This is a genomic window from Donghicola tyrosinivorans, from assembly GCF_003003355.1.
In the GTDB taxonomy this organism is placed as follows: domain Bacteria; phylum Pseudomonadota; class Alphaproteobacteria; order Rhodobacterales; family Rhodobacteraceae; genus Donghicola; species Donghicola tyrosinivorans.
Genome location: NZ_PVTQ01000004.1, coordinates 298,689 through 324,900, shown reverse-complemented (window position 1 = coordinate 324,900; position 26,212 = coordinate 298,689). Strand labels below are relative to the sequence as shown.

The 26,212-nt window shown below is 59.7% G+C and carries 24 protein-coding genes and 1 riboswitch; of the genes, 15 read left to right on the top strand and 9 right to left on the bottom strand.

Annotated elements, in window-relative coordinates:
* Position 1: 1 nt before the first annotated feature.
* From glyS to CLV74_RS08530, 3 genes are read right to left on the bottom strand one after another with little or no spacing between them, the layout of a single operon-like run.
* On the bottom strand, positions 2–2,053 hold the full coding sequence (glyS, locus tag CLV74_RS08540) for a glycine--tRNA ligase subunit beta (protein WP_106263803.1): 2,052 nt from the start codon (positions 2,051–2,053) through the stop codon (positions 2–4).
* Positions 2,054–2,587, bottom strand: coding sequence for a DUF6446 family protein (locus CLV74_RS08535; protein ID WP_106263802.1), 534 nt, complete (start codon positions 2,585–2,587; stop codon positions 2,054–2,056).
* On the bottom strand, positions 2,584–3,525 hold the full coding sequence (locus CLV74_RS08530) for a glycine--tRNA ligase subunit alpha (RefSeq protein ID WP_106263801.1): 942 nt from the start codon (positions 3,523–3,525) through the stop codon (positions 2,584–2,586). The genes CLV74_RS08535 and CLV74_RS08530 overlap by 4 nt, the downstream gene beginning before the upstream one ends.
* Before the next feature lie 159 nt (positions 3,526–3,684).
* Between CLV74_RS08530 and CLV74_RS08525 the strand changes: the two genes are divergently transcribed.
* Positions 3,685–5,466 (top strand): serine protease, encoded by a 1,782-nt coding sequence (locus CLV74_RS08525; RefSeq protein WP_106263800.1) that lies wholly within the window; start codon positions 3,685–3,687, stop codon positions 5,464–5,466.
* A gap of 21 nt (positions 5,467–5,487) precedes the next feature.
* Here CLV74_RS08525 and CLV74_RS08520 read toward each other — a convergent pair whose 3' ends face one another.
* The 3 genes from CLV74_RS08520 to metZ form a co-directional block, all read right to left on the bottom strand.
* Positions 5,488–6,936 carry a TrkH family potassium uptake protein gene (locus tag CLV74_RS08520; protein ID WP_106263799.1) on the bottom strand — a complete coding sequence of 483 codons (1,449 nt, stop codon included), beginning with the start codon at positions 6,934–6,936 and terminating at the stop codon, positions 5,488–5,490.
* A gap of 182 nt (positions 6,937–7,118) precedes the next feature.
* Positions 7,119–8,216, bottom strand: coding sequence for a GTP cyclohydrolase FolE2 (gene folE2 / locus CLV74_RS08515; protein ID WP_106263798.1), 1,098 nt, complete (start codon positions 8,214–8,216; stop codon positions 7,119–7,121).
* A gap of 104 nt (positions 8,217–8,320) precedes the next feature.
* Positions 8,321–9,511 (bottom strand): O-succinylhomoserine sulfhydrylase, encoded by a 1,191-nt coding sequence (metZ, locus tag CLV74_RS08510; RefSeq protein ID WP_106263797.1) that lies wholly within the window; start codon positions 9,509–9,511, stop codon positions 8,321–8,323.
* A gap of 65 nt (positions 9,512–9,576) precedes the next feature.
* Positions 9,577–9,654, bottom strand: a riboswitch (SAM riboswitch).
* Between the two features lie 108 nt (positions 9,655–9,762).
* Between metZ and CLV74_RS08505 the strand changes: the two genes are divergently transcribed.
* Positions 9,763–10,473 carry a glutathione S-transferase N-terminal domain-containing protein gene (locus tag CLV74_RS08505; protein WP_106263796.1) on the top strand — a complete coding sequence of 237 codons (711 nt, stop codon included), beginning with the start codon at positions 9,763–9,765 and terminating at the stop codon, positions 10,471–10,473.
* 79 nt (positions 10,474–10,552) lie between these two features.
* On the opposite strand, the gene CLV74_RS08500 is transcribed toward CLV74_RS08505, so the two are convergent.
* Positions 10,553–11,818: a vWA domain-containing protein gene (locus tag CLV74_RS08500; RefSeq protein ID WP_106263795.1), complete on the bottom strand. Its 1,266-nt coding sequence runs from the start codon at positions 11,816–11,818 to the stop codon at positions 10,553–10,555.
* A gap of 92 nt (positions 11,819–11,910) precedes the next feature.
* Positions 11,911–12,822: an AAA family ATPase gene (locus tag CLV74_RS08495; protein ID WP_106263794.1), complete on the bottom strand. Its 912-nt coding sequence runs from the start codon at positions 12,820–12,822 to the stop codon at positions 11,911–11,913.
* Between the two features lie 319 nt (positions 12,823–13,141).
* Between CLV74_RS08495 and CLV74_RS08490 the strand changes: the two genes are divergently transcribed.
* The 12 genes from CLV74_RS08490 (at position 13,142) to CLV74_RS08435 (ending at position 24,670) form a co-directional block, all read left to right on the top strand.
* On the top strand, positions 13,142–14,101 hold the full coding sequence (locus CLV74_RS08490; protein ID WP_245888491.1) for a phosphoadenosine phosphosulfate reductase: 960 nt from the start codon (positions 13,142–13,144) through the stop codon (positions 14,099–14,101).
* 53 nt (positions 14,102–14,154) lie between these two features.
* Positions 14,155–15,195: a dihydroorotase gene (gene pyrC / locus CLV74_RS08485; RefSeq protein ID WP_106263792.1), complete on the top strand. Its 1,041-nt coding sequence runs from the start codon at positions 14,155–14,157 to the stop codon at positions 15,193–15,195.
* Positions 15,196–15,285: 90 nt separating this feature from the next.
* Positions 15,286–15,966 (top strand): orotate phosphoribosyltransferase, encoded by a 681-nt coding sequence (locus CLV74_RS08480; RefSeq protein ID WP_106263791.1) that lies wholly within the window; start codon positions 15,286–15,288, stop codon positions 15,964–15,966.
* 184 nt (positions 15,967–16,150) lie between these two features.
* Positions 16,151–17,632 carry a replicative DNA helicase gene (locus CLV74_RS08475; protein WP_106263790.1) on the top strand — a complete coding sequence of 494 codons (1,482 nt, stop codon included), beginning with the start codon at positions 16,151–16,153 and terminating at the stop codon, positions 17,630–17,632.
* A gap of 79 nt (positions 17,633–17,711) precedes the next feature.
* Positions 17,712–18,752 (top strand): alanine racemase, encoded by a 1,041-nt coding sequence (gene alr, locus CLV74_RS08470; RefSeq protein ID WP_106263789.1) that lies wholly within the window; start codon positions 17,712–17,714, stop codon positions 18,750–18,752.
* On the top strand, positions 18,749–19,525 hold the full coding sequence (locus tag CLV74_RS08465; protein ID WP_106263788.1) for an MlaE family ABC transporter permease: 777 nt from the start codon (positions 18,749–18,751) through the stop codon (positions 19,523–19,525). Before alr ends, CLV74_RS08465 begins: the two co-directional genes overlap by 4 nt.
* On the top strand, positions 19,522–20,268 hold the full coding sequence (locus CLV74_RS08460; protein WP_106263787.1) for an ABC transporter ATP-binding protein: 747 nt from the start codon (positions 19,522–19,524) through the stop codon (positions 20,266–20,268). Before CLV74_RS08465 ends, CLV74_RS08460 begins: the two co-directional genes overlap by 4 nt.
* Before the next feature lie 8 nt (positions 20,269–20,276).
* Positions 20,277–20,666 carry a hypothetical protein gene (locus CLV74_RS08455; protein WP_106263786.1) on the top strand — a complete coding sequence of 130 codons (390 nt, stop codon included), beginning with the start codon at positions 20,277–20,279 and terminating at the stop codon, positions 20,664–20,666.
* 81 nt (positions 20,667–20,747) lie between these two features.
* Positions 20,748–22,115, top strand: coding sequence for a DNA repair protein RadA (gene radA, locus CLV74_RS08450; RefSeq protein WP_106263785.1), 1,368 nt, complete (start codon positions 20,748–20,750; stop codon positions 22,113–22,115).
* A 21-nt stretch (positions 22,116–22,136) separates the two neighbouring features.
* Positions 22,137–22,694, top strand: coding sequence for a CvpA family protein (locus CLV74_RS08445; RefSeq protein ID WP_106263784.1), 558 nt, complete (start codon positions 22,137–22,139; stop codon positions 22,692–22,694).
* A gap of 105 nt (positions 22,695–22,799) precedes the next feature.
* Entirely contained in the window at positions 22,800–24,257 is a 1,458-nt protein-coding gene (purF, locus tag CLV74_RS08440; protein ID WP_106263853.1) for an amidophosphoribosyltransferase, read from the top strand.
* On the top strand, positions 24,254–24,670 hold the full coding sequence (locus CLV74_RS08435; protein WP_106263783.1) for a DUF1284 domain-containing protein: 417 nt from the start codon (positions 24,254–24,256) through the stop codon (positions 24,668–24,670). The genes purF and CLV74_RS08435 overlap by 4 nt, the downstream gene beginning before the upstream one ends.
* 156 nt (positions 24,671–24,826) lie before the next feature.
* Here CLV74_RS08435 and CLV74_RS08430 read toward each other — a convergent pair whose 3' ends face one another.
* A complete protein-coding gene (locus tag CLV74_RS08430; protein ID WP_106263782.1) occupies positions 24,827–25,399 on the bottom strand; it encodes a biotin transporter BioY in 573 nt (190 codons plus the stop codon).
* 106 nt (positions 25,400–25,505) lie between these two features.
* Between CLV74_RS08430 and CLV74_RS08425 the strand changes: the two genes are divergently transcribed.
* Positions 25,506–26,156 carry an SDR family oxidoreductase gene (locus CLV74_RS08425; RefSeq protein WP_106263781.1) on the top strand — a complete coding sequence of 217 codons (651 nt, stop codon included), beginning with the start codon at positions 25,506–25,508 and terminating at the stop codon, positions 26,154–26,156.
* Positions 26,157–26,212: the final 56 nt, after the last annotated feature.

Genomic DNA, 26,212 nt, shown 5'->3' with positions numbered 1-26,212 from the left:
ATCAGCCTTCGATACGGCCCAAATCGGCCACCTGACCCACGGTCTGGCGAATCTGGCTCAGCAGATTCAGACGGTTGCGGCGCACGGTCTGGTTCTCGGTGTTCACCTGCACGGCTTCGAAGAACGCATCCACCGGCGCCCGCAAAGCAGCCATTTTGCCCATCGCACCTGCGAAATCCTCGGCTTTCAGATCAGCCGCAATTGCAGGGCTGGTGGCGGTCAGAACATCGAACAAGGCGCGCTCTTCGTCCACTTCCGCAAATTTGGGATCGGCTCCGAAGGAATATTCGACCCCGTCCTTCTCTTCGGCTTGGGTCAGAATGTTGGCCGCACGCTTGTAGCCTTGGACAAGGTTCACACCGTCCTCGGTTCCCAGCACATCCGACAGCGCCTTCGCCCGCTTGACCAGAAGGGTCAGATCATCGGCCCCGTCCATCGCCAGACAGGCGTCGATCACATCATGACGAATGCCCTGATCCTTCAAATAAACCTTCAGACGATCAAAGAAGAACGACAGTAGATCGTCCTTCGCCTCACCTGCCGCGCTCAAAAGCGACGACAGCGACACGCGCAGATCATTCTCAAGGATCAGACGGATCACACCCAGTGCCGCACGGCGCAGAGCAAACGGGTCTTTCGATCCGGTGGGCTTTTCGTCAATCGCCCAGAAACCGGTCAGCGTATCCAGCTTGTCTGCCAGCGCAACGGTCACCGACAAAGGCGCGGTGGGCACATCGTCCGAAGGGCCGAGGGGCGAGTAATGCTCTTGGCACACAGCCGCAACTGCCGCGTCATAGCCCGCAGCCTCTGCATAATAGCGCCCCATCAGGCCCTGCAGTTCGGGGAACTCATAGACCATTTCCGACTGCAAATCGGCCTTGGCGATACGGGCCGCGGTCTGCGCTGCCTCGGCATCCGCACCGGTCACGGCGGCCAGTTCACCGGCCATCGCCACAATCCGCTCGATCCGCTGCTTTTGCGAACCCAGCTTGTTGTGGAAGGTCACGTTGCCAAGACCATCGACCCAAGTGTCCATGCCCGCTTTCGCAGTGCGCAGATCGTTTTCCCAAAAGAACTTGGCATCCGACAGACGGGCGGCCAGAACCTTTTGGTTCCCCGCAAGAATGGTCGCGCCATTATCGCGGGTTTCGATGTTCGCGACTGTCACGAACTTTTCAATCCGGCCTGTCTTGGGATTTTTGACCGAGAAAAACTTCTGGTGCTCTTTCATCGAGGTCTGAAGAACCTCGGCAGGCAGGTTCAGGAAGTCCGCGCCGATCTCGCCCATCAGGACAACGGGCCATTCCACCAGACCCGCGACTTCGGCCAGCAGGCCGTTGTCTTCGACCACTTCCAGACCTTGGGCAAAAGCCATGTTGGTGGCGTCGTGCCAGATGGTGTCCGCACGTTCGGCAGGGTCCAGAACCACTTTGGCCTTTTTCAGCTTGGCCACATAGTCATCGAAGTTGTTCACCTCAAAGGCATCGCCGCCCATGAAACGGTGACCACGAGTGCTGCGACCCGACTTGATGCCGTCGATGTCCAGATCAACCACTTCGCTGCCGTCCTCGCGGGTCATCAAGCAGATGATCGAGTGCAACGGACGCACCCAGCGCAAAGACCCTGCGCCCCAGCGCATGGACTTGGGCCAAGGGAAGTTGCGGATGGTGGCTTCCAGAACTTCAGCGATGATGGCCGAGGCCTCACGACCGGGGGTCTGGATCATAGCGAAATAGACCTGACCCTTTTTCTCGTCGCGCACTTCCAGCTGGTCTTTGGTCAGACCCACACCGCGCAGGAAGCCTTCGATGGCCTTTTCGGGCGCATCTACACGGGGGCCTTTACGCTCTTCCTTCAGGTCGGGCGAGCGTTCCAGCACATCCTCGACCGCCAGCACCAGACGGCGCGGCGTGGCATAGGCGCGGGCGTGGGCATAGGTCAGGCCAGCCTCGACCATGCCGTCGGTCACTTTCTTTTTCAGATCCTCGGCGGCACGGGCTTGCATGCGTGCGGGGATCTCTTCGGAGAAAAGTTCAATCAGCAGATCAGGCATTTACTTCACGCTCTTCGGGGGTTCGGGGCAATCTTCGGGAACGGGATCGCCGTCATAAACAACTTCACCGCAATGGTTCAGCTGGTGCCAGACGAAGCCGCGCCCATCGGGCAGCACGGCCACAACGCGGTCAACACCATAGATAAAGTCGCGCTGACCGACAAAGGCCAGCGCCTCGCCGGTTTCCAGCGCCGCGCCGATGTCACCAGCGTCAAAGCAGTCAAACCAACCGGGGCCGACCAGCGGTTCGGCATTGGGGTATTCCACATAGGTCTCGGTCAACATCGCCTGGCTCAGCGGGGTCGAGAAACACGCGCGGTAGCGCAGCGGGCTGCTGTCCGAGTTGATCGCCTCAAAGCTGTCGTAGACGATGCCTTCCGGCTGGCCGCCGTTGATGCTGGTCATCATCACATCGTCAGAGCCGGTTGCCGGCACCGCGTCGTAATAGGCGTAAACCTGTAGATAATAGAGGGCAGCACCCGCTGCCAAAGCTGTCAGGACCATGCCAGTGCCTATGATCTTTCCCGCGCTCATGCAGCGTCTTCGGGGGTGTAACCGCCCGCCTCGGTCTGGACGAAAGCATCGGCGCACATCTTGGCCAGTGCGCGGACGCGGCCGATATAGGCCTGACGCTCGGTGACCGAGATCACGCCGCGTGCATCCAGCAGGTTAAAGATGTGGCTGGCTTTGATGGTCTGATCATAGGCGGGGTGCGCCATGATGATCCGCTTACCGGTCTTGGGGTCCACGTGTGGCTCTGCCAGAATGCGGGCGCATTCGGCCTCGGCCTCTTCAAAATGGCGCAGCAGCACGTCGGTGTCGGCCACGTCAAAGTTCCAGCGCGAATATTCCTGTTCGGTCTGCTGGAATACGTCACCATATTTCAGCGGAATCGGACTATCGGGATCGCTGTAGGGCATGTCCATCACATGGTCGATGCCCAGAACATACATGGCCAGACGCTCTAGACCGTAGGTCAGCTCGCCCGAGACAGGGTGACAGTCGTGACCGCCCACCTGCTGGAAATAGGTGAACTGGGATACTTCCATCCCGTCACACCATACTTCCCAACCAAGGCCCCATGCGCCAAGGGTCGGGCTTTCCCAGTCATCCTCGACAAAACGGATATCGTGCAGGTCCATGTCGATCCCGATTGCCGCCAGCGAGCCAAGATACAGCTCTTGCAGGTTCGCGGGGCTGGGTTTGATCAGCACCTGATACTGGTAATAGTGCTGCAAACGGTTCGGGTTTTCACCGTAACGACCATCGGTCGGGCGGCGCGAAGGCTGGACGTATGCCGCGGCCCAAGGCTTTGACCCCAGCGAACGCAAGGTGGTTGCAGGATGGAATGTCCCTGCGCCGACTTCCATATCGTAGGGCTGAAGCACCGCACAGCCCTGCTGGCCCCAGTAATTCTGGAGACGAAGGATGATTTCCTGGAAGCTGCGGGGTTTTTCAGTCGTACCGGACATGCTCTTTCCTCATGGGCTCGTGCGCCACACTCTGTATTCATGTCGCGCCCTGCGGTCAATTGTAGGGTCGGTAATATTGACCTATAGGGCGAAGCAGTTTTGATTGTTGTGAAAGCGTCCCCTACCGACGCCGCAAAAATGTTTAATTGAGGATTACGGATGACTCGCTTCGCCGCGCTATTGGGCAGCATTTCTTTGATGGCTGTAAGCCACGCCTCCGCACAAGAGGCCGCATGGCTGCAGATCGAGGCTCAGCCCACGTTGAACGAGGCGCAGTTTCGCGCTCAGGCCTATGCCAGCTCGATGCCCGAAGTGAACGGCTTCGCCCTGAGCAGCGGCTGGTACGCCATCGCCCTTGGCCCCTACAGTGAAGAACGCGCACAGGAATTGCGCCGCGAATATCTGCGCACGGGCCGCATTCCGCGCGACAGCTACGTGTCGGACGGCGCAGGCTATGGCCAGCAATTCTGGCCCGTGGGCGCGATCAACACCCGCAATCAGGCCCCGATCGAGCCGGAAAGCCCCCAGATCGACACCACCTTGCCGGAAGTGGCCGCCGACACCCCTGCCCCCGTGCAAGTTACCCCTGCCGAGCCCGATCTCGAACCGATCTTCGTCGAAGAGACTCCCTATGAGGCCCGCGCCAACGAAAGCCTGCTAACACGTCAGGAACGGGACCTGCTGCAAATCGCTTTGCAATGGTCCGGTCACTATAATGGCCGCATTGATGGCGCCTTCGGTCAAGGAACCCGTAACTCGATGGCCTCATGGCAAGCCGCCAACGGCTATGAGGTCTCGGGCATCCTGACCACCCGCCAGCGCGCCGACCTGATGGGACAGTACAACGCGGTCTTTGACGGACTGGGATTCGAACTTGTCTCGGACATGGAAGCAGGCATCCAGATGGAACTGCCCCTTGGCGTGGTCGCTTTGAAGGACCACCTGACGCCGTTCGCCCATTATGACGCGACCACCGATATGCCGGTGCAAGTCCTGCTGATCAGCCAACCGGGCGACAGCGCCACCCTTGGCGGCCTCTATGAGATCATGCAAACGCTGGAAGTGGTCCCCACCGAAGGCCCGCGTAGCCTGTCGCGCAACAGCTTCACCCTTGAAGGCGCGAACGAGCAGATCACCAGCTATACGCAGGCCTCGATCGAGAACGGAGCGATCAAAGGCTTTACACTGGTCTGGCCCGCAGGCGACGAGGCCCGCCGCAGCCGCGTGCTGGACCGGATGAAGGCCAGCTTTACCGCGCTGGACGGCTACCTGAGCACCGCCCTTGATCTGGATGCAACACAGGATATCGATCTGGTCTCGGGCCTTGCCGTGCGCAAACCTGCTTTCACCCGCTCGGCCCTTTGGGCAGATGCGCAGGGCCGCGTGGTCACTCTGGCCGAAGGGCTGGACAGCTGCGCCAGCCTGACCATCGACAGCGATTACGACGCCACGCTGGTGGCTGCCGATGCCAACGGCCTCTTGGCGCTGATCGCGCCGACGCAACCTTTGGCCCCTGCGGCCCGCGCCATCCTGCAACAGGTTCCCCCACGTCTTCAGTCCGAAATCGCTGTGGGCGGTTATTCCTTCGGCGGCGTCCTAAGTGCGCCTTCGGTCACCTTCGGCCACATCGAGGATATGGCCAGCCTGACCGGCGACACCCGCATGATGCGCCTCAACATCGCAACCACCCCCGCCGATGCGGGCGGCCCCGTTGTGGACATGAGCGGCGCGGTCATCGGCCTGATGATGGGCGATCACGACGGCGACCGAGTGCTGCCGGATGGTGTGCGCTTTGCCGTGAAGGAAAGCGAGATCGAAGCCTTCCTGCAATCCCAAGGGGTTGCTGTTGAAACCACCGCCGATGTGGGCCGGATGGAAGCCGAGGACCTGCGCTATGTGGCTTCGGACCTGACGACGCTGGTAGAATGCTGGCAGAACTGATCCAAGGATTGGCGCGCCGCCTCAGGCGCGCCAGAACCGGACGGTGAACAAGGCGTAAACGACCAAAAGCTCCAACCGACCGACAAGCATGGCAATCGCCAGCATCCATTTCGCCACATCATTCACGCCGGCAAAGTTGCCCGCAGGCCCCACTTCCGGTCCCAACCCGGGACCGATATTGGCCAGCGCCGTCGCCGCAGACGAAATCGCCGTCACCAGATCCAAGCCTGTTAGCGACAGAAAAAACGTCAGTATGCCAAGTGACACGACAAAAAACACGAAATAGGCCATGACCGAGCTCAGCACGTCATCGCCGATCTGCCGCCCCTCATACCGGGCCACAAACACGCCATTCGGCGCATAGATCTTCTGGATCTGCACTTTCAACGAAGCGATCAGCAGCTGATAGCGGAAGATCTTGATCGAACACGCAGTCGAGCCCGCACAGCCCCCGATCAGACCGATGAAAAAGAACATGCAGATCAGGAATGGACCCCACTCCATATAGTCCACACTGGCATAGCCCGTGCCGCTGATAATCGACGTGATGTTGAACAGCCCCTCGCGCATCGCCTGTTCCCAATGATGGGGAAAGATCCGCGTCAGCACCAATGTAGTCACCACGGTCAACACCGCGATCACCATCAAGAACCCGCGCACCTGCGCGTCCTTGAACAAGGCCGTCCGGTTCCCGTTGACCAACTGAACATAACGCACAAAAGGCAGCGCCGCCAAAATCATAAAGACCGAGGCCACATATTCCGCCGGCCCCGAGAACGTCCCGAATGACGCGTCATAGTTCGAAAATCCACCCGTCGACATGGTGGTCAGCGCGTGCACCGTGGCGTCAAAGGCGCCCATCCCCAGAACCAGATAGCAAAAGCCGCACAGCATCGTCAGACCCAGATAAATCACAAATATCTGCGCCGCGATCGCACTGGCTCGGGGCAGAATTTTCCCCATTGTATCAAAGGCTTCAGCGCGAAAAATCTGCATCCCCCCGACCCGCAACTCGGGCAGGAACACCATGGCCACAACAATGATGCCGATGCCCCCAAGCCACTGCAGAATACCCCGCCACAGCAGAATACCCTTTGGCAGGTCGTCCAGCCCCGAAAACACGGTCGAGCCTGTGGTGGTAATCCCCGAAACCGCCTCGAAAAACGCGTCTACAAGTCGCGCATCGGTCGCCCCGATTACAAATGGCAGTGCCCCAAAAATCGACAGTACAAACCAAACGCCTGTGGTCAGCAAAAAGGTCTGCTGCAAGGACAGTCCTTCTTTCACCGCATTCGCACAGGCCAGCGCCATCAGACCACCAAACAGAATGGTCACCAACGAGCTTTGCAAAAAGACATGAGCCTCGCCGCGCCCCTCGGCCAGATCGACCAGAAGCGGCGGCACCATAAAGACGCCAAGCGCCACGACCAAAAGGCCGATCACATATCCGACGGGACGAAGATCAAACATAAGAGGCAGCCTTGGACTGTCCCCCCAAGCCTGTCAAGCACCTGCAACGCATGCCGCCTAAATCCTCCTCTTCCTTGCACAAAACAAAAAAGACCCCTGTCTCCAGCGGCCTTTTCATCTTGGCAAAAATACCTCGGGGGGCGCGGGCAAAGCCCGCGGGGGGCAGCGCCCCCACGACGCCCTCAGCCCACGTGGAACAGGGTCGAGAACAGGCGCGGGTCCAGACTGTCTTGCTCGAACAGCGGCCCTTGGGTCAGGATGCTCACCGCATCATGGCTATGCAGACTTTCCTGATGACTTGCGATCACACGGAAATCACCAACCCGCCAATCTTTTTGCAATTGCTCGCAGAACAGGCGCGCTGCGTCTTCCACAAAGATTGGGTTCGCCGCATTTAGCTCTGCAAAAGCCTGCTCATCCTCGCGCTTCACCATCACCTGAGTTTCCGTTGGCACGGCGGCACGGCACAATTCGATCAGGTCTTCGAACCACAGGCATTCCTGCTCCGGCCGCAACTCCACCGACACCCGCGCAACCGAGCGCTGGGAATGGGGCGTTGCCAACTGACCACGGGTCATACGAGCATGCTCGCTCAGTTCCAGCGAACACGGACAGGTCGAGCTATAGACAAAGTCCAGATGCACAACTTTGCGACGCACACCGCCCTTTTCCACCAGCTCCAGCGCAATATCGTAATATTGGTAACCGGACAGACCCGAGCGCAGTGAAGGCACTTTCACCGGATAGCTCAAGCGCATCTGGATGCGTGCATCAAAGCTTTCCAGATCGGCTTTGTAGTCGTCCAAGGCCGCCTCGATCACTTCAAAGCTAAAGGTCTTTTCTGCGTGCTTGTAAAAGCTGCGCATGATGCGGGACATGTTGATGCCCTTTTTATCAGCATCAAGACTGACGGTGCCGGTCACGCTAGTCTCCAGCGTCAGATCGCCGTTATCACGGGTATGGTAGCGGATCGGCAGGCGGAAATTCGAAATCCCCACATGCTGGATCTGCTCATGAGCACCACGGATCAAACTGGAAGGGCCGTTTTGAAGGTCGGGCAGCGCCGCTTTGTAAGCGGCATCTACCTTCAAACCCTCAGGATACTCGCGGGACAAGACAGGATAACCCGCCTCTGCCCCTGCGATCTCTTTTAATTCGGGAACAAGGCCCGCAGCATCCTCGGAACTGGCACCGCGCATGAATCGCCGAAGCAACTCCAGTGCTTCTGCCGCTTCTGCTTCGGTAGGTTGCTGTTCCAAATCCGAGATATGTACGTTCATCCGTTCTGTCTCCTGTGGTACCAGGCCATTAGTAACGTAGGAATTCACACCTACTTTTCCAATTCCCCATACGGATACGTGAGACCACCCCGAATGGATCAGTTTCAGACGGCATCCAATCCGCGCAAAACGTCATCGATCAGATCCTGCGCATCTTCGAGGCCCGCGCTCATGCGAATAAGCCCGTATGTAATCCCCAAGTGATCCTTTTGTTCCTGCGGCAGACGCTGGTGCGTCGTGGTCGCGGGATGGGTCACGATGGTCTTTGCATCCCCGAGGTTGTTCGAGATGGTGCAGATCTCCAGCGCGTTCATGAAGCGGAACGCCGCATCGCGACCGCCTTTGATCTCATAGGCCACCATGGTCCCGCCCGAACCCATCTGCGCCTGACACAGGTCATACTGCGGATGCGAGGGGCTGCCAGGATAAACAACACGTTCCAGCTTCGGATGACCCTCAAGCGCCTTGGCAATTGCGGCAGCGGTAGCCGCTTGAGCCCGCACGCGCAGATCCAACGTCTCAAGGCCCTTCAGCATGATCCAGGCCGTAAAGGGGCTCATCGCGGCGCCCGTATGCTTCATGTATGGCTCAAGGGTGCCACGGATGAATTCCTTGCTCCCCAGAACCACACCACCAAGGGCACGACCCTGACCATCAATGTGCTTGGTGGTCGAATAGACGATCACATCCGCACCCAATTCCGTCGCCCGCGAAAACACCGGCGTCGAGAAAACGTTGTCCACCACAACCAATGCGCCAACCGCATGGGCCAGATCGGAAACCGACTTCATATCAATGACTTCCAACGCGGGGTTGGAAACGGACTCAAAGAACACGGCCTTGGTGTCAGGGCGGATCGCCGCCTTCCACTGATCCAGATCGGTGCCGTCCACAAAGGTCACGTCCACGCCATACCGGCCCAGAATTTCTTCAAGGATATAAAGGCACGAGCCGAACAGCGCCTTGGCCGACACCACGTGATCCCCTGCCCGCAGCATCGAGACCAGCGCCCCGTTGACCGCAGCCATCCCGCTGGCGCAGGCAAAGGCATCTTCGGTGCCTTCAATGGCGGCGATACGGTCTTCGAACATGGCGACAGTCGGGTTGCCATAGCGGGCATAGATGAACTCATCCTCGCCCAGTTGGACAAAGCGCGCCTCGGCCGCCTCAGCGGTCTCATAGACAAAGCCCTGGGTCATAAAGATGGCCTCGGACACTTCGCCATATTGGCTGCGACGGGTACCGCTGTGCACCGCTTTGGTGCGCGATTTCCAGTTCGAGTTGTCCTTCGTCATCGTCCAGTCTCCATTCTGCGCGGCAATCAGCCACGAAAAAACCCCCGGTCGCGGTCAGCAACAGGGGGGTCCCAAGCCTGACCTCTTTAGCGGTTTATTTATCGTGGCCCGCAATCCGGTAACAAAGCGCCACCGGACCCGATTACGCCCTACGCGGCCCTGCGTCAACCTGTCGGATTTACCAAGCACCCTTGCCAAAACTGCAACTCTGACCAAGCTAGAGCGCAATGGTGAACAGAAGGTTAACGCCAATGCCAACCCCGATCGAACTCTACTACTGGCCCACGCCCAACGGATGGAAAATCTCTGTCGCGCTGGAAGAGATGGGCCTGCCCTACAATCTGCATCTGGTGGACATCAGCGCAGGGGATCAATTCAAGCCGGAATTCCTGAAAATCAGCCCTAATAACAAGATGCCTGCGATCACCGATCCCGAAGGCCCGGACGGAGCGCCGGTCTCTCTGTTCGAGTCCGGCGCGATCCTGCAATACCTCGCCCGTAAGACCGGCCAATTCTATGGTACCACCGAACGAGACAGGCTTAATGTCGGTCAATGGCTGATGTGGCAAATGGGGGGACTTGGCCCGATGGCAGGGCAAACCCATCACTTTGTCAAATACGCCCCTCTGATGACCCCACCACAGGACCTGCCATACGCGAAAGAGCGCTACATCAAGGAAACCGCCCGCCTGTATAAGGTGCTGGATGGGCAACTGGCGCGAAATGCTTGGGTGGCCGGAGACTTTTATTCCATCGCGGATATGGCGATCTACGGGTGGGCGTCTCTCTGGGAGGGGCAAAAGCAAACCCTTGAAGACAAGCCCCACATGGCGCGCTGGTTAGAGGCCATGGCCTCCCGCCCCGCCGTTGCCCGTGGCATGGCACTGGCGCTGGAAAAGCGCCAAGCCCTGCAAAAAGATCGCGAGGCCATGCGCGGAATGTTCAAAGACACCAAAGCCTGAAGGTCTTTTTCGCCTATCCATAAATGACCCAAAAACCTGTGCGCCCCGCAAGGGGCGCTCCGCCGGATTTGGAAAAGGCTTAGCCTTCGGAGGTGTAGCTGTGCAGCGCCTGCATCATGCGGGCTTTCTCTCCGCCATCACCGGACAACGCGTCAGCCAACCCCTCGATCGAAGCGATGTTGTGGCCGGTCCGGAACACATCCACATGGGGCAGCAAAGCCTGAATCCCCTTGGCCCGTGGGGCGAACTCTTCCCATCGCAGCAGCGGGTTCACCCAGATCAGCTTGCGGGCGCTGCGGCCCAAGCGTCCGGCCTCAAGCGCAAGCAAGTCCGGATCGCCCCGCTCAAGCCCGTCAGTGATCAGGATCACCACAGCGCCCTGCCCTAACACCCGACGAGACCAGTCACGGTTGAACCGCGCCAGCGTCTCGCCAATCCGCGTGCCGCCCTGCCAATCCTGAGCTTCTGCACCGGCGGCGGCTAAGGCCGCATCCACATCTTTGGCCTTCAAATGGCGGGTGATGTTCGTCAGACGGGTGCCGAAGGTGAAGGCATGAATACGCCCCCAACCACTGCCCCCGTCATTTGAGACCGCATGAAGGAAATGCAGCATCGCGCGGGAATATTGGCTCATTGACCCGGAGATATCGCAAAGCGCCACCAGCGACAAAGGACGCGGTTTCGGTGCCATCCGAGGCAGTTGCCGAAGTTCCCCCCCATTTCGCAGCGCCGCCCGCAAAGTGCGCCGCGCATCAATACGGGCCCCTTGCAGATCGGGAGCGCACCGCCGTGACAGCATCACCGGCACAGGCAACCGGATCTCGGCGATCTGGCGCTTGGCTCGGGCCAATTCTTCTGCGGTCATCTGCTCGAAGTCGAGCGAGCGCAGGCGCTCTTGTTCGGACATTGTCAGAGTGCTGTCGACCTCGATCTCCTCGCCGCCTCTTTCGTCCTCGGACTGTGGCATCTCGGGGATTTGGTCCTGTAGCAGCGCCTGTGCCGCCCGCTTCTCTGCGGCTTGAGCTTTCCGCTCTTCCTGCACCCCGCGAACTGAGGGGAGCATCATGCTCATCATATGTTCCAGAAAGCGCGGATCGCGCCAGAACAGGCGGAAGGTTTGCGCGAAGACCAGACGATGTTCGGGACGAGAAATGAAGCAGGCCGCAAGGGTGTGGTAGAAATCCATCCGGCTGGTAAAGCCGCTGGCCGCCACCGCACGCACCGCATCCGCCACCCGGCCCGGCCCTACCGGCAGGCCAGCATAGCGCAAGGCCCGCGCGAAATGGGCGATATTTTCGGCAAGCCTCGGGTTTTCAGGCAATTCGAGCGGGATGTATTCAGCCATCGCGCACCTTCAGACCGCGCAGGGGGCTGTCTGCCCCCCGGCGCCCCTGCGGGACGCCGCCCCCCGAAGGTATTTGGCGCTAAGATGAATGATCATGCGTCTTCGGTCAGGCTGGCGCGGGCTTGATCCAGCAGTCGGGTGGCCTCGGATCCGGCGATGCGCTGGATGTCGTCCTGATATTTCAACAAGGCTCCGATTGTGTCGGCGATAACGTCCGGTGTCAGGGAGATCACATCCAGTGCCAGCAGGCATTTCGCCCAGTCGATGGTTTCCGCAACGCCCGGCTTTTTGAACACATCTTCGGTGCGCAGGGATTGGACGAAAGCGATGACCTCTTTCGAAAGCGTCTCTGCCGCTTCGGGGACGCGGGAATGGAGAATCTCAAGCTCACGCGCAGCGTCGGGATAATCCACCCAGTGGTAGAGGCAGCGGCGCTTGAGCGCGTCATGTACCTCGCGGGTGCGGTTCGATGTGATTATCACAATGGGAGGTTCTGGTGCCTTGATCGTGCCCATTTCCGGGATCGAAATCTGGAAATCTGAGAGCGCCTCAAGCAGGAAGGCCTCAAATGGCTCGTCGGTGCGATCAAGCTCGTCGATCAGCAGAACGGGGGCACCTTGCGGATGCGGGCGCATAGCTTGCAGCAAGGGACGCTCGATCAGGAAGTCGGGACCGAAGAGTTCCTGTTGCAAGGCACCGCGATCCGCAGCGCCCGAGGCCTCGGCCGTGCGGATGGCGATCATCTGGGCGGGAAAGTTCCAGTCATAGACCGCGCTAGAGGCATCCAGCCCCTCATAACACTGCAAGCGGATCAAGGGGCGGTTCAGAGAACGGGCAATCGTCTTGGCGATTTCGGTCTTACCTGTGCCGGCCTCGCCTTCAAGGAACAGCGGGCGTCCCAGCCGCAATGACAGGAATACGACCGTGGCCAAGGCCCTGCCACATACATAGCCTTCTTGCGCAAGCGCGTTTTGCACCTGATCGATGCTTTCGAAATTCGTCATGTCTGCCCCTCCCCGACGGGTTCCATGCTGCACGGTTGGCATCACCGGTCAAGATCGGGTTTCCCGCGACTTTGGTGCTATAGGGCGCGCCTGTTCACCGGATCTTCATCGATATTTGCCACGGTATCAAAAAGAGTACTTACCGTATCCACTTGGACATCGCCGCAGTCGTTCGATCAATGCAGATTGCGAAAACACGAAAAATATTGAGAATATTCCTTGCAGAGCCCCCGAATGGGCCCGTCCTGTTCGCATTTCTGCCCAAATTAATTGTTAGTCAAACTACGTAATTCGTACGAAGACCCTCAAGGAGCCCATGATGCAGGAAACGGCAAACGCATTCGACGAGTCGATGCTGGATCTTTCCAAAGACGCATGGCTGGAAAAGCTTTCCGAGATCGGGGACGCCCATGGCTATTTTCAATCCCTCGGAAAAGATCATTGTGCGGTGTTCATCGACGAAAAGCCGACCCTGCTGGTGACGTTCGAAACGATCGAGAATGCCCAAACCGGCACAGATAATGGCCAGCCAATGGGATTCGATCTGGTCCGCTCATTGGGCTGGTCGCATCTTTGCCTGCTATCGAACGGGGATACGTGGTTCCGCGACAAGGCTGTGTACGGGTTCTTTGACCGGCTGATCGATGACGGCTTCTTTGACGAATTCGAACAGGTGGTATTCTACGGCAAGGGTAGTTGTGGATACGCCGCAGCGGCATTCTCGGTTGCGGCGCCTGGCGCGACCGTCATTGCGATCCAGCCGCAAGCCACGCTTGAGCCGCGCCTGACCCACTGGGACGAACGCTTCCACCCGATCCGGCGGCTCTCCTTCACTGATCGCTTCGGATTTGCCCCCGACATGCTGGAGGCCGCAGAACGCGCCTACATCCTCTATGATCCAGGCATCATGTTCGATGCGATTCACGCGGCTATGTTCCGCCGGCCGAACACTGAACTGGTCCGCATCCCCTACATGGAAGGCGATCTCGAAGCACATCTGATCAACATGCAGATCCTCTACAAGCTTCTGGCAAAAGCAATGACCGGCAAACTGACCCCCTTGGCGCTCTACCGGATGCTGCGGGCACGGCGGGAATACCCTCACTACATCCAGATGCTGGCCAAAAGCCTGCGCGGCCGCGATCACGTGGGCTATGAATACCGCCTGCTCAAAAACTCGGCAGAACGGCTGGATGTCCGACGGATGAAACGCCGCCTTGCCCGACTGGAAGAGGCCGCCGAAAACGGGGAAATCACGCTTCCGGGCTTTGACGGTTAAGGCCAGCGCAACAAACACTGGCATCGCGCCGCGCCTTGGGCTAATCCGCGCCTATGACCCAAAGCATCACGATCCGCCGCCCCGACGACTGGCACCTGCACCTGCGCGATGGCGCAATGCTGGCCGGTATTGCGCCCGAAACCGCGCGCCACTTTGCGCGTGCCATCATCATGCCCAATCTGGTGCCCCCTGTGGTGACCGGATCTGACGCCGCCGCCTATCGCGAACGTATCCTTGCCGCGATCCCCGAAGGCGCTGATTTCACGCCACTGATGACCCTCTACCTGACCGAGGACACGGACGCGGACGATCTCGCAGCGGCCCACACCAGCGGTCTGATCAAAGCGGTCAAACTCTATCCTGCGGGTGCAACAACCAACTCCCACTCGGGCGTGACCAACTTCGACAAGGTCCGTCCCGTGCTGGAAAAGATGGCCGAAATCGGCTGCCCCCTTTGCGTTCATGGCGAAGTCACCGACCCTGCCGTCGACATCTTCGACCGCGAAGCTGTCTTCATCGATCGCGTTCTGGACCCGATCCGCAAAGCGACCCCCGATCTGCGCGTGATCATGGAGCATATCACCACCAAGAATGGCGCTGACTATGTGCGCGAAGGTGGCGATAACATCGGCGCGACGATCACCACGCACCACCTGATCATCAACCGCAACCACATCCTCGTGGGCGGGATCAAACCGCACTACTACTGTCTGCCCGTCGCCAAACGGGAAGAACATCGCCTCGCCCTGCGCCAAGCGGCGACCAGCGGCGATGCCAGCTTCTTCCTTGGCACCGACAGCGCCCCGCATGCAGATGCGGCCAAAGAAAGCGCCTGTGGCTGCGCCGGTTGCTTCACCGCGACCAACACCATGTCGCTCTTGGCCCATGTCTTCGAGGAAGACGGCGCCCTCGACAAACTCGAAGCTTTCGCCTCTCTGAACGGTCCGAAATTCTACGGCCTGCCTGCAAACGAAAGCACCCTGACGCTGACCAAAACCGACGCGCCCGTGGACTTCCCCAACAAGATCGAAACCGGCGCTGGCCCTGTCACCGTCTTCGATCCGGGCTTCCCGGTCTTCTGGACCGCCGACTGATTTCATCTTGGCAAAAATACCTTCGGGGGGAGGCGCGATTGCGCCGGGGGGCAGACAGCCCCCCCTCCGCAGCCACAAGGAACCACACCGATGATCCCCACCTCCTACCCCACCCGCGAAGAGATCGCCCGCCTGACCGCCCGCATGCTGCTGGAAATCAAGGCCGTCCACTTCAACGCACGTGAGCCCTTCACTCTGGCCTCCGGCCTGCCCTCGCCCACCTATATCGACTGCCGCAAGCTGATCAGTTTCCCGCGCATCCGCAGCACCCTGATGGACTTCCTGACCGTCACCGTCATGCGCAATGCGGGCTTTGAGGCCTTCGACAATATCGCTGGCGGCGAGACCGCAGGCATTCCGTTCGCAGCTCTGGTCGCGGAACGTATGGCGCTGCCCATGACCTATGTGCGCAAAAAGCCCAAGGGCTACGGTCGCAACGCCCGCATCGAAGGCGCGATGACTGAAGGCGAACGGGTTCTGCTGGTGGAAGACCTGACCACCGACGGCGGCTCGAAACTGTCCTTCGTGGATGCGATCCGCGAAACCGGCGCGACCTGCGGCCATACTGCGGTGATTTTCTACTACGGCATCTTCCCCGAAACCGAGAAAACCCTCGGCGATCACGGCGTTGATCTGCACTATCTCTGCACCTGGTGGGACGTTCTTGCCGAGGCCAAGGAAAGCGGCGCCTTCGACGAAGAGACCCTGACCGAGGTCGAGAAATTCCTGAACGCACCGCGCGAGTGGCAGGAAGCCAACAAAAAAGGCTAATCCCCGCCACCGGCAAAAGCCCGCCACCCGTTTGACGGGAAAAGCGGACATGTAGACGAAAGGTAACGCGCTCCTACAAAATCATGGGGGCGCGTTATTCACATTTTACCCACAGGGTTATACAATTTGCCATCGCGCATCGCTCTCCGCTATTGCCTAGAGCCACCCGTATCACGAGGATAAGATGAACGAGATCGCAGCGATCAAAGCACAGGTGGAGGCCTCTGAAGGGCTGCCCCACTCGATCGAGGCCGAGCAGCAATTGCTAGGGGCCATTCTGACGAACAACGAAATCTACGATCGTGTCGCCACCCTGATCAAGCCCACCCATTTCCACGATCCGGTCCACGCCCGGATTTATGAGACGGCTGCGGCAAAGATCTCCAAGAACATGCTGGCCTCGCCCGTGACGCTAAAGGCGTTTCTGGAAAATGACGAAGGCCTGAAGGAACTGGGCGGCCCCGCCTATCTGGCCCGCCTTGCGGGCAGCGCCGTGGCGGCCTACGCGGCACGCGATTACGCCCAGATGATCTATGATATGGCCATCCGCCGTGAATTGATCCAACTGGGACAGGAAATCTCGGGCAAGGCCTCCAAGATCGAGGTCCACAACGACCCCCGCGAACAGATCACCGAGGCCGAGCAAAAGCTCTACAAACTTGGCGAACAGGGCAAATCGGAAACCGGCTTCCAGTCGTTCCTGCGTGCCGTGACCGAGGCGGTGAACGTCGCCAACATCGCCTACCAGCGCGAAGGTCAGCTGGCGGGTATCTCGACCGGTCTGATCGATCTGGACAAGAAAATGGGTGGCCTGCACCCGTCGGACCTTATCATTCTGGCGGGACGTCCCTCGATGGGGAAAACCTCGCTGGCAACCAACATCGCCTTCAACGTGGCCAAAGCCTACCGAAAGGGCCTGCGCCCCGATGGTAGCGAAGGCACATTGGACGGCGGCTGCGTGGGCTTTTTCAGCTTGGAAATGAGCGCGGACCAGCTGGCCAGCCGTATTCTGGCCGAAGCGTCCGAGATCAGCTCGCACAAAATCCGTCAGGGTGATTTCACCGAGACCGAATTCCGCCGCTTTGTGGAAGCCGCGAAAAGCCTCGAATCCTGCCCGCTATACATCGACGACACGCCCGCGCTGCCGATCTCTCAGGTCGCCGCCCGCGCCCGCCGTCTGAAACGGACCCACGGCCTTGATGTGCTGATGGTCGACTATTTGCAGCTGCTGCGCGGCTCGCAGTCGGAAAACCGCGTGAACGAAATCTCGGAGATTACGCAGGGTTTGAAGGCCATCGCCAAGGAACTGCAGATCCCCGTGATCGCCCTATCGCAGCTGTCGCGTCAGGTGGAAAACCGCGAAGATAAACGTCCGCAGCTGTCAGACCTGCGTGAATCGGGTTCGATCGAACAGGACGCCGACGTGGTGATGTTCGTGTTCCGCGAGGAATACTACAAGGAACGGGAAAAGCCGGGCGAACACGATCTGGAACGCCTGCAAGTCTGGCAGGAAGAGATGGAGCGCCTGCACGGCAAGGCCGAGGTTATCCTGGGCAAGCAGCGTCACGGTCCCATCGGCACCGTGGAACTGGCGTTCGAATCCCAGTTCACCCGCTTTGGCAACCTTGTGAAACCATGGCAACAAGATCAGGGCGGCGACTATTAAGCCGCCCTTTACCGTTCACAGGATACAAGTTCACAGCGATTTCTCTTGACCCTGCAATGCCAAATGGCATCAAAGCGGCATGGCACGTTCTGAACTGATGATCGATCTCGACGCCCTTGTGGCGAACTGGCGCGCTCTGGCCGCCGCCTCCGGCAATGCCGAGGCTGGCGCCGTTGTGAAAGCCGATGCATACGGGTTGGGGGCCGCAACGGTCGCCGCTCGACTGGCCCGTGAAGGCGCCAAGAAATTCTTTGTCGCCATTGCAGAAGAAGGCATTGAGGTACGCCACGCCGTGGGCCCCGATCCGCAGATCTTCGTGTTTGGCGGCCATATGGCAGGTGATGCGACAGTGATCCGCAACGCGGACCTGATCCCCATGCTGAACTCGGCCGAGCAATGGCAGCGTCATCAGGCCGAAAGTGCCGGTCGCCCCTTCGGCATCCAGCTGGACAGCGGCATGAACCGTCTGGGCATGGAACCGGCGGAATGGGACAGCGTCAAAGACGCCGTTCTGGCCGCAAACCCCGTGCTGGTCATGAGCCACCTTGCCTGCGCGGATGAGCCTGATCACGCCATGAACGCGCAGCAACTGGCCGCGTTCAAAGCCATGACCGACGGCATCAACGCCCCCCGCGCCCTTAGCGCGACGGGCGGCATCCTGCTGGGGGCCGACTACCATTTCGACGTGACCCGCCCCGGCATCGGCATGTACGGGGCCGAGCCCTTTGTGGATGCGCAGCCCGTCGCCCATCTGAACATCCCCGTAATCCAGTCTCGTATCGTTGAGGCGGGCGAGACCGTGGGTTACGGCAACAGCTGGACCGCCGACAAGCCCACCCGCGTGGCGACCATCGCCGCCGGTTACGCTGACGGCATCATCCGCGCCCAATCGGGCAAGGGTAAAGTCTATGCCAATGGTGTCGCCTGCCCAATTCTGGGGCGCGTTTCGATGGACCTCATTGGCATCGACATCACCCATCTGGACCATATTCCCGAAACGGTCGAGCTGCTTGGAAAACATCAAACGGTGGATCAAGTGGCAACCGCCGCTGGCACCATCGGCTATGAAATCCTGACCAGCCTCGGCAATCGCTACCAGCGGAAGTATATCGGCGCATGATCCGTCTACTGGCCTCACTCGGGCGCGCTGTGATGGGGGCGCTGGCATCTATTGGCGCGGTGGTTCTCTACGCCGCGCAGACCGTCAGCCACCTGTTTCGCCCGCCGTTCTATCCGCGCGAATTCCTTAACGCGCTGATCCAGATCGGCTGGCTGTCCCTGCCCGTGGTGGGCCTTACCGCCTTCTTCACCGGTGGCGCTTTGGCGTTGCAAATCTTTGCAGGTGGATCGCGCTACGGGGCCGAAGAGGTGGTGCCTTCCATCGTCGCCATCGGTATGGTGCGCGAATTGGGGCCTGTGCTTGGTGGCCTGATGGTCGCTGCCCGTGTGGCCAGTTCAATCGCTGCTGAGATCGGCACGATGAAAGTGACCGAGCAGATCGATGCGCTGACAACTTTGTCCACCAACCCCATGAAATACCTGACACTTCCCCGCGTTCTGGCAGCAACGCTGGCTGTTCCGGTGCTGGTGGCCGTGGGCGATTCCATCGGGATTTTCGGCGGCTATGTGGTGGGCGTGAACCGTCTGGATTTCAACGCTGCCACCTACATCAAGAACACCGTGGACTTTCTGGAAGGCTGGGACATTATCTCGGGTCTCGTAAAGGGCGCGGCCTTCGGGTTTATCGTGGCCACGATGGGCTGCTATCATGGCATGAATTCGGGCCGCGGGGCGCAAGGCGTGGGCCGTGCAACCAAGTCCGCAGTCGTCTCCGCCTCGGTCCTGATCTTCGCCGCCAACTACATTCTGACAGAGTTGTTCTTCGCCGCATGATCCAGCTGACCGATATCCACAAAACCTTCGGCTCGAACCACGTGCTGCGCGGCGTGAACCTTGAGATTGCCAAGGGCAGTTCCATGGTGATCATCGGCGGCTCAGGGACCGGAAAGTCAGTGCTGCTGAAATGCATTCTGGGTCTGGTCCATCCCGATCAGGGAACCATCATGGTGGACGGCCAGAACGTCGAGACCGCCAGCCGCGATCCCTTCCTTGCCCGTTTCGGGATGCTGTTCCAAGGCGCGGCGCTGTTTGACAGCCTACCCGTCTGGCAGAACGTCGCCTTCCGTCTGCTGCGCGGCAGCCTCAAGCGGCCCAAGACTGAGGCCCGCGAAATTGCCATCGAAAAGCTGCGCCGTGTGGGCCTGAAACCGGATGTGGCCGACAAATTTCCGGCTGAACTGTCCGGCGGCATGCAAAAGCGTGTGGGCCTTGCCCGTGCCATCGCGGCCGACCCCGAAATCATCTTTTTCGATGAGCCGACCACCGGCCTTGATCCGATTATGTCCGGCGTCATCAATGACTTGATCCGCGAGATTGTAACCGAAATGGGTGCAACCGCGATGACCATTACCCACGACATGACATCCGTTCGCGCCATTGCCGACAACATCGCGATGATCCACGAAGGGGTGGTTCAGTGGACTGGCCCTGTTGCGCAAATGGATGCATCGGGCAATCCTTATCTGGACCAGTTCATTCATGGCCGCGCCGAGGGGCCAATTGCTGCCGTAAGATAGGACGACCCATGCTGTTTGAGACGAGTACCCCTGTTATGATCTTTTTTGCCCTGCAAAACGGGATCTATCTGGCGATCCTTGTCCCGATCGCTTTGGCACGGGTTTACTCCAGCCGCTCGCCTGCCCGCATCTGGGCGCTTGTGGCGCTGCTGCTGTGTCTGGTGGGGCTGTTCACCATCTATGTAATGCCCGCTATCGGCCTCTATGCGGGGCCCCTCTTCAACTATGCCACGCAACTGAAGCAAAGCGGCGGCGGCTTGGGACTACCCATTGGCGCATCGCTGGCGCTTGTGGCCTCGACTACCGCGCGGGGGCGTAACTGGCCTTGGCTGGACTGGGTCCATGCGGTTGTTTTCGTTGGCTTCCTGCTTCTTTGGGCATGGGTCAGCTGGTTCTAAAGCTGACCGGTTTCGCGAAACCAGAAGAGAAACAAACAAAGAACACTTGCGCTGTGCGCTGCCATTGGGCATGACTTTGCCATGGCTAAAACACTGAACTTCACCTGTACTGCTTGCGGCGCGGCCACTTCGAAATGGTCGGGCCGTTGTGACGCTTGCGGCGAATGGAACACCATCGTCGAGGAAAAGCCCCTATCTTCGGCTGGTCCCGCCAAGAAATCCCTTGGCGCGATGAAGGGCCGCAGCATCCCCCTGACCGACCTTGGCACGGCCGAAACGCCCCCGCCCCGCACCTTAAGCGGAATGGGCGAACTGGACCGCGTTCTAGGCGGAGGTCTGGTGGATGCCAGCGCGATTCTGGTGGGCGGCGATCCGGGCATCGGCAAATCGACCCTCTTGCTGCAAGCTGCAGCACGCTTTGCCCAGAACGGGGTGAAGACCGTTTATATATCGGGCGAGGAAGCCAGCGCTCAGGTCAGAATGCGCGCCCAACGTCTTGGCCTTGCAAACGCGCCGGTGCTGCTGGGGGCCGAAACCAACCTGCGCGACATCCTCACTACGCTTGAGACCGAAAAGCCCCGTCTGGCGATCATCGATTCGATCCAAACCATGTGGGCCGACAATGTGGACAGCGCCCCCGGCAGCGTCAGTCAGGTCCGCGCCGCCGCTCATGAGCTGACCACATTTGCCAAACGCAACGATATGGCAGTGATTCTGGTCGGCCACGTCACCAAGGAAGGCCAGATCGCCGGTCCCCGCGTGGTCGAACACATGGTGGACACAGTTCTGTATTTCGAGGGCGAACGCGGGCACCAATTCCGTATTCTGCGCAGCGTGAAAAACCGCTTTGGCCCTGCCGATGAGATCGGCGTCTTTGAGATGACCGGCAGCGGCCTGTCCGAGGTCACCAACCCCTCGGCCCTGTTCCTGTCAGAGCGCGGCAACCCCAGCCCCGGCTCGGTCGTGTTCTCGGGCATCGAAGGCACCCGCCCTGTCTTGGTTGAATTTCAGGCGCTGGTCGCCCCCAGTTCCCTCAGCCAGCCGCGCCGCGCTGTGGTCGGATGGGACTCGGCCCGCCTTGCCATGGTGCTTGCGGTGCTTGAAGCGCGCTGCGGCATCAGCTTTGCCGGCCTGGACGTCTATCTGAACGTAGCGGGCGGCATGAAACTGTCAGAACCCGCCGCCGATCTGGCCGTTGCGGCAGCGCTACTTTCGGCTCGTGAAGATTCCGCCCTACCCGCAGATACAGTGGTTTTTGGCGAAATCAGCCTTTCGGGTGCCTTACGTCCGGTGGGTCAGGCGGAAAACAGGTTGAAAGAAGCAGAAAAACTTGGTTTCTCGAACGCGATTGTGCCAAAGGGCAAGAAAGGCGCAAAGATCGCTGGTATCAGCCAACGCGCTTACGAGGATTTGACTGCTTTCGTCGGAGATGTTTTCGGCGCAGGCTAGTGCTTAAAACGGGGAAATACGATGGAAGGTTTCACGATTATCGACGCGGCTGTTGCAGGCGTCGTGGTCCTCTCGGCGCTGCTGGCGTTCTCGCGAGGCGTCGTGCGCGAGATCATGGCCATTGTCGGCTGGGTTGCCGCCGCAGTGCTGGCCTTCATCTTTGCCCCCAATGTGGAACCTCTGGTCAAAGAAATCCCCGGTGTGGGCGGTTTCATCGCGGACAGCTGTGAATTGTCGATCATCACCGCCTTCGCGCTGGTCTTTGCCGTGGCGCTGGTGGTGGTGTCCCTCTTCACCCCGCTGTTTTCCTCGATCGTCCAGCGTTCGGCCCTTGGCAGCGTGGATCAGGGCCTTGGCTTCATCTTCGGCGTGGTGCGTGGCATCCTCTTGGTGGCTATCGCGTTCTTCCTCTACAACACCGTCATGACCACCCAGAACGTTGAGATGGTGAACAATTCCCGTTCGGCCGCTGTCTTTGCCAAAATGACCGATGGCATCGCCGAACAGAACCCCGAACAGGCGCTTGGCTGGCTGACCCAGCAGTACGAAGGTCTGGTCGGCGCATGCGGCACTAAATAACGACAGCTTGGATTTGTAATCCTTTCGTGACACTTCACAGCGCGGCCCTTATATGGGGCCGTGCTAGGCCATTCTTGGATTCGGAGACCCCTCTTGACCGCCCAGATGCCCCCCGCCCATCCGTTCGATGATGACAAGCTGCGCGAAGAGTGCGGCGTCTTCGGTGTTGTCGGCGTAAAAGACGCTGCCAACTTCGTCGCCCTTGGCCTTCATGCCCTGCAACACCGCGGGCAAGAAGCAGGAGGTATTGTCAGCCACGATCCGGAACAGGGTTTTAACTCGGCTCGTCGTTTCGGCTATGTCCGCGACAACTTTACCAAACAAAGCCTGATGGAGACGCTCCCCGGTCCGCTTGCGATCGGCCACGTGCGCTACTCCACCGCCGGCTCGAAAGGCAACACCGCGATCCGCGACGTTCAGCCATTCTTCGGTGAATTCTCCATGGGCGGCGCTGCCATCGCCCATAACGGGAACCTCACCAACGCAAACTCTCTGCGCCGCGAACTGATTGAGCGTGGATCGATCTTCCAGTCCAGCTCGGATTCGGAGTGCATCATCCACCTGATGGCCCGTTCGCTACAGCAAAACGTGCCCGAGCGGATCAAAGACGCGCTGCGCCGCGTCGAAGGTGCGTTCAGTGTGGTTGCCATGACCCGTACCAAGCTGATCGGTGTCCGTGATCCTCTGGGTGTGCGTCCGCTTGTCATCGGCCGCATTGGTGAAGACGGCTGGGTCCTCAGCTCGGAAACCTGTGCACTGGACATCATCGGCGCCGAGTTCATCCGCGACGTCGACCCCGGTGAGATGGTGGTGATCGAACATGGCCTTCTGAAAAGCCACCGCCCGTTCGAACCTGCAAAGCCCCGCTTCTGCATCTTCGAGCAGGTGTATTTCTCGCGTCCGGACTCGATCCTCATGGGCCGCTCGGTCTATGAGACCCGCCGCCAGATCGGCATCGAACTGGCACGCGAATCCGCCGTGGACGCAGACATCGTCTGCCCGGTTCCCGACAGCGGCACCCCTGCGGCCATCGGCTTCAGCCATGAATCGGGCATTCCCTACGGCATGGGCATCATCCGGAACCAGTACATGGGCCGGACCTTCATCGAGCCCACCGAGCAGATCCGCAACATGGGCGTCCGCCTCAAGCTGAACGTCAACCGCGCGCTGATCAAAGGCAAGCGGGTGATTCTTGTGGATGACTCGGTCGTCCGCGGCACCACCTCGCGCAAGATCAAAGATATGATCCTTGATGCGGGCGCTGCCGAAGTGCACTTCCGGATCGCGTCGCCCCCTACCGCTTGGCCCTGCTTCTACGGCGTGGACACCCCGGATCGGGACAAACTCCTTGCAGCCCGCATGTCCGAGGACGAAATGCGCGATTACTTGGGCGTAGATAGCCTCAAGTTCATCTCGCTTGATGGCCTCTACCGTGCCGCAGGCGAAGCAGAGGGCCGCTCCAAGAGCTGCCCGCAGTTCTGTGACGCCTGCTTCTCCGGCGAATACCCGGTCGAGCCCCGCGATATGGTCGAAAAGGGCTTCCAGCTCAAAGCCGCTGAATGAGCGTACCGCTCACCTTCCGGCCACACCACTTCCTCTGTGCCCTCGGGTACAGAGGAAAGGGGTACTCGGACGATTTTACAGCAAACATGACACGGATCGTCACCGATGGCCTCTTTGCGCCCGACGGTGACACCACCCTGATCACTGTCCGCCTCACAGCTGACAGCATCTGCACCCCCTGCCCCAAACGGCGCGGCGAAGGCTGCACCGCCGGCGACAAGATCACTGCTCTTGATCAACGCCATGCGCGCGCCATCGGCCTGACAGGTGGCGAGACCCTGACTTGGTCAGAGGCCAAATCCCGCATCAAGGCAAACGTTCGTCCCGCAGACCTCAACACGCTCTGCGCGGGATGCCAATGGCTGGACCTCGGCCTTTGCCACTCGGCCCTCGAAGAGCTGCACAGCGCCTAAAGTGCACCCATTTTCATCTTGGATAAAATACCTTGGGGTGAATTGGCCCGGAGGGCCAAGAGGGGCAAGGCCCCTGACATCATCCACAAAAGAAAACCGCCGCTGCCCGATGGGGCAACGGCGGCAATCTTAAACAGCCTGGGCTGACGGAAAGGCTTATGCCTTCGCGCCTTTCAGAGCCTTCAGCGCGCCGGTCACGATCAGCGCGGCCAGAACGGCTTTCACGGTGTCACCGATCAGGAAGGGCGACATCCAGTGCATCCACAGAACGTCCATGGTCTTGCCGAACGCCAGTGCGGGCAGTGCCAGACCGGGGATGTACAGCAAAACCGAAGCGACGATACCGGCAGCAGCGGCCAGGAAGACATTGCGGGTTGCGCCTTTTTCAGCAGCAAAACCTGCCAGCCATGCCAGTCCGACGAAGCCGATCAGGAAGCCTGCGGTGGGGCCGAACAGGGCAGCGGTGCTCGCACCGTTTGCAAAGACAGGCAGACCGGCTGCGCCTTCTGCCAGATAGGTCAGCAGCGCCAGCGCACCCATGCGCGAGCCCAGTGTAAAGCCGACCAGCAGGATCGCCAGGGTCTGCAGGGTCATCGGTACGGGGAACATCGGGACGCTTACCTGTGCAGCCACTGCAACAAACAGCGAGCCACCCAGAACCTGTGCGGCTTTCCAGCCAAGAGCATCCGAAGTGATCAGGGCCTTACCCAGAACAGTCTCACGGGACATAGTCGTCCTCCTCTCAATAATAAGTAACTGCCTTTTTTCGCCGCACCACAGCGAAAGTCAAGCAAGGTCTCTTGATGTTAACGCCAAACCCTGAAATCTGCTGGGTATGGAACAGACCGATACTCAAAAACTGGCCCTTGTCACCGGCGCCTCGCGCGGTCTGGGGGCTGCGATGGCAGAATTGCTCTCGCAAAACTATCATGTTGTGGCGGTGGCGCGGACCACCGGCGCACTGGAAGAACTGGACGACCGGATCAAAGCCAAAGGCGGTCAGGCCACTCTGGCCCCTATGGATGTCTCGAACCGCGATGCTATGGCACAACTGTGCCGCAGCATCTATGACCGTTGGGGCAAGATTGATCTATGGGTTCACGCTGCCATTCATGCCGCGCCCCTGACCCCTGCTGCCCATATCAATGCCAAGGATTGGGACAAGTCGATGTCAATCAACGCGACCTCGATGGGCATCCTGATCCCCTACATCGCCCCTCTTCTGGGCGAGCATGGCACCGCCGTCTTCTTTGACGATCCCAAAGCAGGCAAGATGCTCTATGGCAGCTATGGTGCGTCCAAGGCCGCGCAAATCGCACTAGCCCGCAGCTGGCAGGCCGAAAGCACCGGCCCCCGCGTGGAAATCCTGCAACCAGCAGATATGCCCACCGCCAGCCGCGCCCGCTTCTTCCCCGGACAGGACCGCGAAGCAATGGCCAAGCCGATGGATGAGGCGCAAAGGCTACTGAACCAGCTTTTTGGCTGACGCCTTCTGGACCTGTCCCCTTCCCTGAACTATTCCTTTGCGAAAGACAGGCTTGG